Annotated in this window: 12 protein-coding genes; 3 read left to right on the top strand and 9 right to left on the bottom strand. The window is 62.0% G+C overall.

The window, feature by feature from the left end; translation table 11 throughout:
- Nucleotides 1–233: 233 nt before the first annotated feature.
- The 3 genes from VBE63_RS04575 to VBE63_RS04565 all read right to left on the bottom strand — a co-directional run bounded on the left by VBE63_RS04575 (nt 234) and on the right by VBE63_RS04565 (nt 3,570).
- The gene (locus VBE63_RS04575; protein ID WP_323681816.1) at nt 234–1,586 is read right to left on the bottom strand and encodes a serine/threonine-protein kinase; all 1,353 of its coding nucleotides are present in this window, start codon (nt 1,584–1,586) and stop codon (nt 234–236) included.
- Nucleotides 1,587–1,598: 12 nt separating this feature from the next.
- Nucleotides 1,599–2,468 (bottom strand): c-type heme family protein, encoded by an 870-nt coding sequence (locus VBE63_RS04570; protein WP_323681815.1) that lies wholly within the window; start codon nt 2,466–2,468, stop codon nt 1,599–1,601.
- A gap of 103 nt (nt 2,469–2,571) precedes the next feature.
- Entirely contained in the window at nt 2,572–3,570 is a 999-nt protein-coding gene (locus tag VBE63_RS04565; protein ID WP_323681814.1) for a peptidoglycan-binding protein, read from the bottom strand.
- Nucleotides 3,571–3,963: 393 nt separating this feature from the next.
- Between VBE63_RS04565 and hslV the strand changes: the two genes are divergently transcribed.
- From hslV to VBE63_RS04550, 3 genes are all read left to right on the top strand, one after another.
- Nucleotides 3,964–4,506 carry an ATP-dependent protease subunit HslV gene (hslV, locus tag VBE63_RS04560; RefSeq protein WP_323681813.1) on the top strand — a complete coding sequence of 181 codons (543 nt, stop codon included), beginning with the start codon at nt 3,964–3,966 and terminating at the stop codon, nt 4,504–4,506.
- Nucleotides 4,507–4,637: 131 nt separating this feature from the next.
- Nucleotides 4,638–5,975, top strand: coding sequence for an ATP-dependent protease ATPase subunit HslU (gene hslU, locus VBE63_RS04555; protein ID WP_323681812.1), 1,338 nt, complete (start codon nt 4,638–4,640; stop codon nt 5,973–5,975).
- Between the two features lie 167 nt (nt 5,976–6,142).
- A complete protein-coding gene (locus VBE63_RS04550; RefSeq protein WP_323681811.1) occupies nt 6,143–6,505 on the top strand; it encodes a DUF971 domain-containing protein in 363 nt (120 codons plus the stop codon).
- A 51-nt stretch (nt 6,506–6,556) separates the two neighbouring features.
- Here the strand turns inward: VBE63_RS04550 and ubiB are convergent, their stop codons facing one another.
- From ubiB to arfB, 6 genes are all read right to left on the bottom strand, one after another.
- Nucleotides 6,557–8,227, bottom strand: a complete 1,671-nt coding sequence (gene ubiB, locus VBE63_RS04545; RefSeq protein ID WP_323681810.1) for a ubiquinone biosynthesis regulatory protein kinase UbiB — start codon at nt 8,225–8,227, stop codon at nt 6,557–6,559.
- A 65-nt stretch (nt 8,228–8,292) separates the two neighbouring features.
- A complete protein-coding gene (locus VBE63_RS04540; RefSeq protein WP_323681809.1) occupies nt 8,293–8,988 on the bottom strand; it encodes a ubiquinone biosynthesis accessory factor UbiJ in 696 nt (231 codons plus the stop codon).
- Entirely contained in the window at nt 8,985–9,734 is a 750-nt protein-coding gene (gene ubiE / locus VBE63_RS04535) for a bifunctional demethylmenaquinone methyltransferase/2-methoxy-6-polyprenyl-1,4-benzoquinol methylase UbiE (RefSeq protein ID WP_323681808.1), read from the bottom strand. Before ubiE ends, VBE63_RS04540 begins: the two co-directional genes overlap by 4 nt.
- Nucleotides 9,735–9,809: 75 nt before the next feature.
- Entirely contained in the window at nt 9,810–10,478 is a 669-nt protein-coding gene (locus VBE63_RS04530; RefSeq protein ID WP_323681807.1) for an SPOR domain-containing protein, read from the bottom strand.
- Nucleotides 10,479–10,503: 25 nt separating this feature from the next.
- Nucleotides 10,504–12,321: an arginine--tRNA ligase gene (argS, locus tag VBE63_RS04525; RefSeq protein ID WP_323681806.1), complete on the bottom strand. Its 1,818-nt coding sequence runs from the start codon at nt 12,319–12,321 to the stop codon at nt 10,504–10,506.
- A 236-nt stretch (nt 12,322–12,557) separates the two neighbouring features.
- A complete protein-coding gene (gene arfB, locus VBE63_RS04520) occupies nt 12,558–12,980 on the bottom strand; it encodes an alternative ribosome rescue aminoacyl-tRNA hydrolase ArfB (protein WP_323681805.1) in 423 nt (140 codons plus the stop codon).
- Nucleotides 12,981–13,009 lie beyond the last annotated feature (29 nt).

Raw genomic sequence — 13,009 nt, 5'->3', positions numbered from 1 at the left:
CGATTTCTGTCAAAGCTCATACCGCCTTGCTTGTCTTTTCGCTCGCCTTCTGCGTCGCATCGCCGGTCACATAGCCCGGCTATGCTCCCGACGATGCTCCTTGAAGGCAAACGAACATCCTGCGCAATTCGGTACGAGCTTTTCCGGCAATTGCCTTAAGCTGCGTTTAGCTGAATGATGACTGGATTCCGGTTCTAGTTCCTATAGCGCTGGGTAGATGTATGCTGTGGTACCTATCTCAGCGCGCGCTCGCGCAGAAAGGCGTTGCGTTCGTTCACATTAGGAATGGCAGCGGCGAGTCGCTGGTAAAAATCTTCCATGCTGGTGGCGGCGAGCGCTGACTGATGCACGAGCACTTGGGCCATGGGGCCGATATAGGAAGCGAGCGAACGTTGGGTGGCGGTTAATTGCGCAGGCTCGATGCGCAACCCGGTGCGACTCGCCGCCGCGAGGCTAGCGCTGGTACCGATGGCAGATGTCTGGGTATTGGAGACCACGCGTTTCAACGCTGCAAGTTCGCTATCGTTTAGCGCCTCACCAAGCGTTTGGCACAGATCGTCGAGATCGCGCGCACTGGCCGTTGCCCGTCGCAAGAGGGTGCGGGCAATGGGGCCGATGCGTTCGGTTAACTGCTGCTCGATGCGTTCGATCAGTGCCGGATCAAACCGACTCGGCGCTAGTGCGGTGACGGCCGGCGGGCGTGGGCGCGGCGCCACCACTGTCTCTGCCTCATGCGCTGTTGCGATACTTGCGGTCAGTGCTGTGGCGAATGCCTGCGCGTCCGGAAAGCGATGTTCCGGGTCCTTGGCAAGCGCACGCAGCACGCAGTCGGCAAGCGCAGGTGTCACCTCCGAGTTCAGTTCAGCCGGATTTGGTGGTGCCTCCCTGAGCACGTGATACATGAGTTCGGCATCGGACTGGCCGGAAAATGGACGTTGTCCGGTGATCAGCTCGAACAACAATACGCCAGTGGCGTAAATGTCGCAGCGTGCATCGAGAGGCTCACCGTTGAACTGCTCTGGGGCCATGTAGTTTGGAGTGCCGATCATTGCGCCAAAGCTGGTGAGCGCGGTGGATTGCACCTTGGCGATGCCGAAATCGGCGAGCTTAACGCGCGCGTCGTCGAGCAGCAGCACATTGCCCGGCTTGATGTCGCGATGCACGATACCGGCGGCATGGGCGACTTGCAGAGCATCGAGCACCTGCGCGACGATATGCACTGAGGCCGCCAAGCATAGGTTGGTGGCTCGTCGATAGTCATGCAATGGCCGCCCCTTGACGTATTCCATCACGATATAGGGGGTGCCCTGTTCCTCGCCACAGTCGAAGATGGTGACCAAATTGGGATGCAGGCAGCGTGCTGCGACGCGCGCTTCTTGCTCGAAGCGCTGGCGCCAAGCATGCCCCTCTTCGTCGGCGAGTAGTTCGGCGCGGACGGTCTTAATGGCGACGTCGCGTTCGATGATCGGATCGTGGGCGCGGTAGACCACGCCCATGGCACCGGCGCCGAGCATGCCGTCGATCCGGTACTTACCGATGCGCTCCGGGAGTTGAAGGCGAGAGGTGGAGGCAGGGGACGCGTGCATGCTGGTACCGGACTAACTGAACATGCGCATCGCGTTTTCGAGACTGCGGCGCATGCGGTTGAAGGCCGTCGTCAGCGTGGCGATTTCGCCACCGCCCGCCGGTTCTAGCTCGGGAGCATCAAGATTCCCTAGGCTGACCTCGTTGGCGAGCGTCGAGAGCCGACGGATCGGCTGCACCACGCTGAGGCTCAGCAAGAGGTTGAGAATCACGAACACTGTCAGGAAAACCGCGCCGAGCGAGATCATCACGGTGGAGAACGTCTGATTAGCGCGTTCGAGCGCGACCCGCATCGGCACGGATACGATCTGCGCGCCGATGATTTCATCGAGCTTCCAGCCAAAGCCGTTGGCCTCGCCATAAAGGGCGATCATCGAGGCTGGCGCGGCGGCCGGCGTGGAATGGCATTGCAAGCAGGCCTCGTTGGTAATGCGAATCGGATGGGCGAGCACCAGCGACTGGCCGGTCGGGGTGTCGCGTTCCAGGATCAGCTCGCGCAATGCATCATCGTTGCGAAAGGCGTGGATGATGTCTGCCTCCCAATCGGTGGCGCGGTCGGAAGGATTGGTCGGATTCAGAGCCGCTTCCTTATAGGCATAATCGGGGTAGGCCTCGCGCACCTGGCGGAAATTGGTCTGCGCCGCGAATGAGGGCACGGTATGCGGCAGGAAGCGCTCGACCGAGAGCGTTTGCATCAACGGGCCAACCTCCTCGACCGTGTAGGAGCGGATGGCGAGCGCGCTTTCGCGCATGATGCGGGCCATGTCGAGCACCGCCGCGCGCGCGTTCTCCTGCAACATTGAGTGGACGGCGTAGCCGGTCAGCCCATAGCCGATGGCTAGGGCGAACAACATGGCCAGATTGAATTTGAGACGAAGACCCATGACAAGCGTGCCCTCTGAGAATTAGCGCGGGAATGGGACCCTCCGTCCAGGGTTGGGGTGTCCCGCCGAATGGACCCTGGCCTGCGCTAATGGCAGGCTAAGGTTAAGGCTCCATAAGGTCGAGTAGGGTGTGCATCAAGTCCACATCGACCCGGCCCGTCGGCGGCAGTGCGCGGGAACGCTGAAAAATCTTAACCGCATCGCGGGTGAGGGGGCCGAACTGGCCATCGATGCTGCCCCGATAAAGTCCGATCTGGCGCAATGCGCGCTGAACGTCTCGCCGCTGAGTATCGGTCAGGCTGGCCTCGAAATCGGCCGCTTCGGTCGGCACAATCGGTTCGGCGCTAAATGCGCGCGCGCTTGCCGCCGGATCGATCAACTCGGGATCAGCCGGCTCCCCGCTAGCTGGCGGAGTGTCGCCATCGGTTGTGGCGTCAACCTCGAGAGCGAAGCTGGTCGGTAGCGCCGGACCCGAGAATCGCGCGACCTGGTGGGCGGCATCGCGCGTCGCCCGCGCGTTGAATGCCTCGACAAACTCATCGACTGATGCTGTCTTAACGAGAGTCGCCTCGAACGCTTCGCTAAAGGCGCGGGCAAGAGCTTCAGGGCTGGCGTCAGGAGCAAGCATTTGGCCCGGTGGGGCGCTCAGTAATATCAGGGTGATGCCGGTCATTGGAGCCGGTGCTAGACCAGGCCGTAGCTCGGCAATGGCGTCGAGTTGCGGCTCCGGATAGGCACCATCGATGATCACCAAGCCGAGTCGACGTGCTACGGTGGCTGCCGCATTGCGCAGGCCGTCGAGATCAACACCCTGAGTGAGCAGGTCAAACGCCGACTTGGGATCGGCATTGGCGGGCAGCAGAAAGTTCTTCTCGCGCAGTTGGCGCGTGTAGCCGACGAAATAGATCAGCGCCATGTCCACGCTGTCTGGTCGAGTCTCAAGTCGACGTAATGCGGCCAACAGTACGCCATTGGTAGGATTCCTCAGCAATTCAACGCGAAACCCGACCTGTTCGAGCCTGTCGCGCAGCAATTCCGAAGTAGAGCCGGTGGCGAGCGGGGCGAGTTCACGATAGTGTTCATTGATTGCCAGCAGCGCCAACCGCTCGCTCCCACCAGATTCCGTGTTAGACGCGTCGGCGGCGACAGCTAGCGACCAAGCGTCAGATGCGGCGATCAGGAGTAACAATGTGCAGCGAGCAAGGCGATGCAGTCGAGAGCCGATCATCGTTAGCCGTATGTTCATAATCGTCGCGAAATACGCAGGCTTTCAGCATACGAATATAGGCCACATCATCACTCATCAACGATGACGAGGGCAATTTTTTTGACAGATTCTGTCTCTGCTGCTTAAGCTTAAAGGATTTGCTAAGGCAGCGATTAGGGGTCATCTAGGCTACGGCCTAGCAAATACGCGGTGCGACAGCGCAGCCCGCGCGCTTCGTTCGCTTGGGACCGAGGCAACCCGATCCGTCATCCAGGCGAGGAAGTTAAGATGCAATCGTTTCAGGGCACGACCATTCTCTCTGTGCGTCGCGGCCGCAATGTCGTGATCGGCGGTGATGGCCAGGTTTCGCTTGGTAACACGGTCGTCAAGGGCAATGCGCGCAAGGTCCGCCGGCTTTACAAGGAACGGGTGCTCGCTGGCTTCGCTGGTGCCACGGCTGACGCCTTTACGTTGTTCGAGCGTTTCGAGGCCAAGTTGGAGCGTCATCAGGGCCATCTAACGCGCTCAGCGGTCGAGCTAGCGAAGGACTGGCGCACCGATCGCATGCTGCGGCGACTGGAGGCGATGCTCTGTGTCGCTGACCAGGAGGCGTCGCTGATCATCTCGGGGACCGGCGATGTGCTTGAGCCTGAGTACAACTTGATGGCGATCGGCTCTGGCGGCTCGTTCGCGGCCTCGGCAGCGCGGGCGCTGCTGGAGAATACCGAGCTTGGCGCGCGCGAGATCGTCGAGCGCTCGCTCGGCATTGCTGCCGATATCTGCATCTACACGAACCGCAACCTCGTGCTCGAGGAGCTTGCCGACGATTAGCGCGGCGGGCCAGCACGCGGCGACTGCGGTGGGCTTGAGCGTGCCGCAGCTCACCGGCCCACCGAATTGACCCATAAACTGCGTCGTGGCGCGCCGAGTCGCCTCAGGCGTCTTGCTGATCTCTCTGTCTTATGTCCGACACCACCACCCCGAAACGTATCGTCGCCGAGCTTGATAAGCACATCGTCGGTCAGGACCAGGCCAAACGCGCGGTCGCGATTGCGCTGCGCAACCGTTGGCGCCGATCTCAGATCCCGGAGCCGATGCGCTCGGAGATCACACCGAAGAACATCCTGATGATCGGCCCCACCGGGGTCGGCAAGACCGAGATCGCGCGTCGTCTGGCGCGACTGGCGAATGCGCCCTTCATCAAGGTTGAGGCGACCAAGTTTACCGAGGTCGGCTACGTTGGGCGCGATGTCGAGTCGATCATCCGCGATCTCGCCGACATGGCGATCAAGATGGAGCGCGAGCAGCAGATGCTCGGCAACCGCGAGCGCGCCGAGAGCGCCGCTGAGGAGCGCATCCTTGACGCCTTGCTGCCGCCACCCTCGGACTTCGATGAAGATAGCCGCGGCCGTGGTGCCAGCTCTGGCACGCGCGAGAAGTTTCGCCAAAAGTTGCGCGCCGGCGAGCTCGACGAGCGTGAGATCGAGCTCGAGGTGAGTCTGGCGCCGCTCGGTGTCGAGATCATGGCGCCACCCGGCATGGAGGACATGACCAATCAACTGCAGGGGCTGTTCAAGAACCTCGGCTCCAATCGCTCCAGGCGACGCAAGCTACGCATCAGCGAGGCGCGCAAGGTGCTGCTCGATGAAGAGGCGGCCAAGCTGATCAATGAGGAGGAGATGAAGCTCAAGGCGATGGATAACGTCGAGCAAAATGGCATCGTCTTCTTGGATGAAATCGATAAGGTCACCCGCCGCGCCGAGCAGAGCGGTGGCGCGGATGTCTCGCGCGAAGGCGTGCAGCGGGATCTGCTGCCGTTAGTTGAAGGCAGCACGGTTTCGACCAAACACGGCATGGTGAAGACCGATCACATCCTCTTCATCGCCTCCGGCGCTTTCCATCTGGCCAAGCCCTCGGATCTGGTGCCTGAGCTACAGGGCCGACTGCCGATCCGGGTCGAATTGCAGGCCCTGACCTCGGATGATTTCATCCGCATCCTGACTGAGCCCGACGAGTCGCTCACCGATCAATATGCAGCGCTGTTGGCGACCGAAGGCGTGACCATCGACTTTACTAAAGATGGGATTCGGCGCATCGCAGAGATTGCCTATCAGGTCAACGAGCGCACCGAGAACATCGGTGCCCGTCGCCTGCATACGGTGATGGAGCGCCTGCTCGAGGACGTCTCCTTCAACGCCACCGAGATGGACCGAGTGACCGTCGCCATCGACGCCAACTACGTCGATAAGAGCCTCGGCGAGCTGGCTGCGGACGAGGATCTGTCTCAATACATCCTCTGAGAGGTCGACCGAAGCGGGGTCAGCTGGCCCCAGGTTGAGCATCCGCTAGCCTGGTTGCATATCAGGTTGCGCACCAAGCTGCGGCGCGGCTTCGATATTGGGGTGTGAAGCCCCACATTTGGACGCAAGCCGCGGTTCGCGGCTCTGGTTTACTGCAAGGAGTTTTCATGCCTACCCCAACCGAATTCAATCTACACCGCAGCTCGCGCGTGTTGGAGATCAGCTTTGATGATGGCAAGCACTTCACCATGCCGGTGGAGTTCTTGCGCGTCTACTCACCCTCGGCGGAAGTCCAAGGCCATGGGCCTGGCCAGCGTGTTCTGCAGCTCGGCAAGGAAGAGGTGAACATCGATCGGATTGAGCCTGTCGGCAACTATGCCGTCTGCCTGTTCTTCGACGACGAGCACAACACCGGGATTTACTCCTGGGAGTACCTGTACAAGCTCGGTGAGAATCAAGAAGCGCTTTGGAAGACCTATCTCGATGAGCTGGAGAAGGCTGGCCACAAGCGCAAGGTCAGACCCTCCTAGGGTGCGGGGCGCAGGCAGATGCCGCAGATGCCGCGCCCTGTATCGAAATCCCTATTCGGCTTTGGTCGGCGCAATCAGGTTGCGCCAGAGGATGATCAGGCTCGTGAGCAGCAGCAGGGAAGCGGCAATGGGTGCGAGCAGCGGGAAGGCTGCGGTGGCCGCAGGCGGGGTCAGGATCAGCGCCGTTGCCAGACCCGCGAGTGCGATCGCGGACAGTGACGCAGTGGTTCGGCCATGGTTGGTCCGGATCTGCGTGGTCAGCCGGCTCAGGCCCTGACTACCGCCTGCTGGATAAAGCGCCGCCTGATGCTCAAGCTGATCGATGATGCGGGTGACCGCCACGGGCAGATCGGGTAAGCGCTCCGCCAATGCTGGCCAGTTATGCCACAGACGTTGTGCCAGCATGCGCGGGCCGATCTGCTCTCGCATCCAACGCTCCATGAACGGCTTGGCCGTGGTCCAGAGATCGAGCTGAGGGTAGAGCTGGCGGCCAAGGCCTTCGATATTGAGCAGCGTCTTCTCGAGCAGCACCAGCTGTGGCTGGATCTCCATATCAAAGCGACGCGCGGTCTGGAACAGGTTGACCAGGAAGCCACCGAAGGAGATCTCTGAGAGCGGCTTCTCGAAGATTGGCTCGCAGACGGTGCGAATCGCGGACTCGAATTCTTCGACACGGGTGCCGCGTGGCACCCAGCCGGATTCGACGTGGAGCTCGGCGACGCGGCGGTAATCGCGGCGGAAAAAGGCCAGCAGGTTCTCAGCTAGATAGCGTTGGTCTTCCTTGGTCAGGCTGCCGACGATACCAAAATCGACCGAGATATAGCGCCCGGATGGCTCGACGAAGATGTTGCCCGGGTGCATGTCTGCGTGAAAGAAGTTATCACGGAACACTTGGGTGAAGAAGATCTCGACCCCACGGGTGCCGAGCAGGCGCATGCTGATGCCCTGCGCCTTGAGCTGTTCGACCTGCGATACTGGTGTACCGTAGATGCGCTCCATCACCATCACCGTCGGCCGGGTCCAATCCCAAAACACCTCGGGGATATAGAGCAACTGGCTGTGCTTGAAGTTGCGCCGCAGTTGTGAGGCGTTAGCGGCCTCGCGCTGCAGATTCAGCTCGTCGAAGATGGTCTTTTCGTACTCGCGCACCACTTCAACCGGTCGTAGCCGCCGGCCGTCGGGCCAGTAGCGTTGTGCAAGCTGGGCGAAGGTGAGCATCAGGTCGACATCACGACGGATGATCTGCTCGATATCCGGCCGCAGCACCTTGACGATGACCTCTTGCCCGTTCTTGAGTCGCGCGGTATGCACCTGCGCGATCGATGCGCTGGCGAGAGGCACTTCCTGGAACGCGTCGAGCACGGTCTCGATCGGCTGGCCCCAGGCCTTCTCGATCAGACGCCGTGCCTCAGGACCGGGAAAGGGCGGGACGCGGTCTTGCAGCAGCGCGAGTTCGACCGCCAGATCCTCCGGCAGGAGGTCGGCTCGGGTCGAGAGCAACTGGCCGAACTTGATGAAGATCGGCCCCAACTCCTCAAGCGCTTGGCGCACACGCACCGGATAGGCCGGCAGATTGCGCCGATACCAATGCCAGGGCGCCAGATAGATGAGGAAGCGCAGCGGCCGAAAGAGCTTGGTCGCGACGATGACCTCGTCGAGGCCATGCTTGAGTAGCACGAGATTGATATGCAGCAGTCGGAGCGACTGCGAGAGACGAAACATGAGCGGTTCTGGTCGGCTCCGGGCGGTCCTGGCGATGCTTCCTGGCGGTTCTAGGGCTGCGCTGCTTAGGTGGGGTCAGTCCCTGTGCCCTGACTGCTTTGGCGAGAGAGCCGCTCAACGCGGGCCTCGAGTCGTTCGACGTCGTCACGCAATCGGTCGACCCCGGCGAGGAAGCCTTGCATTTCGGACTCGCTCGGCAGGAAACGGCCTTCCTCGATCAGATACTCGCGCAGGTCGGTCTGCAGGGTGCGCCGGCTGCGCTCGGCCCAGCGGCTCCCTGCACGCGCCTGATGGCCGATCTGATGCGCGATGTTGTCGCCAACGAGGGTGGCGAGTTGTTCTTCCCAGTCGATGTCGAGCCCTTTGAGCACCTCGCCGATGGTCTGCGCGAGACCATGATCGCCGTCGATCTGAACCGCGCCGCTGAAGATCTCGTCCTCGCGATGCTCAGCAAGGGCCATGCTCAGCAGTGCCGCCGGCGTGGCGCGCACCAGGCAATCGGGCATAGCCTCATAGTCACCGAACAGTCGCAGGGCGGCGCCTTCCGGGACCAGGCACAGATGCAATCCGAGCCCAACCAGCTCGACCCGCAGTACCTGCCCCTGCACCTTGGCAAGCCCTGCCGCGCCTTCGGGATCGAGCCTTAGGACGCGGTTGATGAACGCCTCCGCAGCAGCGAGCAGGACTGAGGGCGGCGCCAGGCTGGCTTCGCTCGTCTGGCTCGTTTGACCAAAGGAGGCCGTCTGCTGCTCGCTGCTCATAGCTTGTACCCGCGATGAATGGCGACGATGCCACCGGTGAGGTTGAAGAACTCGCAGCGCTCCAGTCCCGCCTGTTCCATCATCGAGCGCAGGGTCTCTTGATCCGGGTGCATGCGGATCGACTCGGCCAGATAGCGATAGCTCTCGGCATCGCCGGCGACCAAGCGTCCAAGGGTTGGCAGCACCGAGAACGAGTAGACATCGTAGGCCTTTGCGAGGGGCTTGAGGGTCGGATGCGAGAATTCGAGCACCAAGGCGCGCCCGCCGGGCCGCAGCACGCGGAACATCTCGTTGAGCGCGAACTGTTTATGGGTGACATTGCGCAGCCCGAAACCGATGGTCACGCAGTCGAAACTGTCATCGGCAAAAGGGATCTTCTCGGCATCGATGAGGACGTAGTCGAGGTTGCCGACGACGCCAGCATCGACCAGCCGTGAGCGCCCTTGCGCAAGCATGGCCTGGTTGATGTCGGACATCACCACGGCGCCCGAAGGACCGACGAGGCGGGAGAATTGTTCAGCGAGATCGCCGGTTCCGGCCGCCAGGTCAAGCAGGCGCTGACCACGCCGCACCCCGGCGAGCTCAATGGCGCGCCGTTTCCAGAGCCGATGGATACCCATCGACATGAGGTCGTTCATCAGGTCGTAACGTGAGGCGACCGAGTCAAACACGGCGCGCACGCGCTCAGCCTTCTCTTTCTCTGGGACCTTCTGGTAGCCGAAATGGGTGGTCTTATCGTCAGACATCGAGACTCTGGACTAAGGCTGCTATGAAGATGGAGCGAGTTTACACCTTGCGGCTCGGGCAGGGGCTGCGAGCTGTCAACGCGCCCGAATCATGATGCTCTCTTGGCCGTCGCGCTGCAGCTTGGCGCGCATGGCCTCGGCCGCGGATTTATCGTAGGTGGCGGTGCGCACCCGGTGATAGGTCTGGCCATTGTCGATGGTGACGGTCTGGATGCTGGTCTGGATGCCTTTCAGGGCCATCTGTGCCTTGAGGCGTTCTGCATCGGCGGTGGTGCGGAACGAGGCGAGCTGCAGCAGATACTCGCCGCCGCGGTTGCTTGGCGCCGCGCTGGCGGTTGCAGTCGGCTCAGGACGTGCTGATGTGGCAGCGGCGTTCCGGGCTGGCGGGCTCGACTGGGTGGCGGTTTGAGCCGCTGGTTGAGCGACCGGCTGAGTGGCTGGCTCTTCGACTTTAGCCGGCGGCAGCGCAATGGGTTCCGCGGCCTCGTCTGCAGGGACCACCACCTCTTCCTCTGGCAGCATGCTGAAGAAGTCGAATTGACGCTCCTGCGCTGGTGTTGCCGGCGGGCGGGTGGTCGCCTGTTCGTTGAGCTCTCCCGAGGCGGTCGGGTCATGGATCATCCAGGCGTAGCCAACACCGAAGGCACCGAGCACACCGCCAAGTATGAACCAGAAGGCGCAGGTGCCGCGGCGGGCGCCGCGTCGGCGCGGTGCTGTGGGTGGACGGCGGTAGTCTTTGGTCATCTTGGCTCCTGTTGCTTTTCTTCGATCACATCTGATCCGGTGCCGAAACACCGATGAGCTCCAAGCCGTTTCTCAATACCTGCCGTGTCGCCAGGATGAGCTTGATGCGAGCATCGCGCAGTGCTTTGTCATCCACCAAGAATTGATGGGCGTTGTAATAGGTGTGCAGCTGGTTGGCCAGCTCGCGCAGATAGGTGGTGAGCAGATGCGGCTCATGACCGAGGGCCGCCGCTTCGAGTGCCTCGGGGTAGCGCGACAGGGCCTTCATCAGTGCCAGCTCGTGCGGCTCGGTCAGCTGATCGAGATGACTGGTGCCGCTGCTGGGCTCGATCAGGATGCCTCGGTCTGCGGCCTGGCGCAGCACACTCTGCACGCGCGCATGCGCGTATTGGCAATAGTAGACCGGATTGTCGGCGGATTGGCTCTTGGCGAGGTCTAGGTCGAAGTCCATGTGCTGCTCGCAACGGCGCATCACATAGAAGAAGCGGGCGGCGTCGCGGCCAACCTCCTTGCGCAGCTGGCGCAGGGTCACGAAGTCGCCCGAGCGGGTCGACATCTGTACCTTTTGGCCGCCGCGGTAGAGTACCGCGAACTGCACCAGCAGCACGTCGAGCCGGTCGGCATCGTCGCCGAGCGCGGTGAGCGCCGCCTTCACGCGCGGGACATAGCCATGATGATCGGCACCCCAGATATCGATCACGCGCTCGAAGCCGCGCTCGAGCTTGTCCATGTGATAGGCGATATCGGAGGCAAAATAGGTGGTCTGCCCATTCTCGCGCACCAGCACCCGGTCCTTCTCGTCGCCGAAGGCACTGGAGCGAAACCAGAGCGCGCCGGCCTGCTCGAAGACGTGACCACCCTCGCGCAGGCGCTCGATCGCCCGGTTGACGGCGCCGCTCTCGGTCAGCGAGCGCTCTGAGTACCACTCCTGATACTGGGTGCCAAACTCGCTAAGATCCTGACGGATGTCATCAAGGATGCTGTTCAGACCCAGCTCGAAGACGAAGCGATAGCGGTTGTCGCCCAGCAAGCGCTTGCTGTTGGCGATCAGCGCATCGATGTGGTCCTCTTTATTCCCGAGCGGGGCCTGGGGCAGGGGTTGGCCCTCGGCATCCAGTTCGTCGACCGCCGCGGCGTCCTCGGGCATAGCAGCGAAGACCTCATCGACCGAGACCCGATAGTCATCTCCATGCTCGCGATGCAGCGAGGCAGCGATATCCCAGACATAGTCGCCACGATAGCCGTTGGCAGGAAAGCGCAGGCTCTCACCACAAAGCTCGAGATAGCGCAGCCAGACCGAGGTGCAGAGGATGTCCATCTGGCGGCCGGCATCGTTGACGTAGTATTCCCGGTGCACGTCGTAACCGACCGCGGCTAGCAGGTCGGCAACGACTGCGCCATAGGCTGCGCCGCGGCCATGACCGACGTGCAAGGGGCCCGTCGGGTTGGCCGAGACGAACTCAATCTGAATGCGCTTGCCGGCGCCGATCTGCGAGCGGCCGAAGGCGGGGCCCTGGGCGAGGATCTCGGCGACCTGGGCGTGGAAGGCGTCAGCGGCCAGATAGAAATTGATGAAGCCGGGGCCGGCGATCTCGACGCGGTCAATCAACGCCGATGCCGGCAGTGCGGCGACGATGCGCTCGGCCAGATCGCGCGGCTTGCTGCGCGCGCGCTTGGCCAACATCATAGCGGCATTGGTGGCGAAGTCGCCGTGGGCGTCATCGCGGGTGCGCTCGATCTGCGGCTCCGGCAAGCCGTCATCAAAGGTGTTTGGGTCAAGTACGGCTTGGGCGATCAACTGCTCGAGTGCAGCGCGCACCAATCCTTGGATCTGTTGCTTCATGGAATCTCGTGGTGTACGGCGGATTAGGCCGTGCGTCGGCAGGCGTTATGTTCCGTTAAGGATACGGAAACGTTTGCAGGCTCGCTAGATATGTATGCCGATGCCGATGCCAGTCCAGATGCCGGTCCCGATGCGATCGGCTTCATGAGCGACGATAGGGTACCAGCGCGATGAGCGCGAGGTTGAGGCCGAGCATCATCGATCGCTTCGCGTTGAGCATTCGCCTGTACTGGACTTCAATCCATGTCGGAGACGGCGCGGCGCATCGACTTCGTCCGTCCACGTCGCACCTTTTCATCGAGGCGGCGGCGTTTAGCAGCGCGAGAGGGTTTGGTTGGGGTACGCGGTTTCGGCGCCACGCTGGCGCGGGCGATTAAGGCTGCGAGCCGCGCCCGGGCATCGTCTCGATTGCGCTCCCGGGTGCGGAAGCGATGGGCGTGAATGGTCAGCACGCCATCGCGGTCGATGCGTCGATCACCGCTGGCCAGTAGGCGCTCGCGGACAGATTCGGGCAGCGATGGCGAGGCCTTCAAATCCAGGCTGAGCTGGACCGCTGTAGCCAGCTTGTTGACGTTTTGACCGCCCGGTCCTGGCGAGCGCACGAAGCGCTCTTGCAATTCCTGATCGGCAATCTGGATGGACGCGGTGATCTTGAGCATGGCCGTCGGCTTCTGTCGTTGCGCGCTTC

Origin of the sequence: Lamprobacter sp., assembly GCF_034860625.1 — a bacterium.
In the GTDB taxonomy this organism is placed as follows: domain Bacteria; phylum Pseudomonadota; class Gammaproteobacteria; order Chromatiales; family Chromatiaceae; genus Lamprobacter.
The sequence above is the reverse complement of the archived record's forward strand: the minus strand, read 5'-3'. Positions and strand labels throughout refer to the sequence as shown.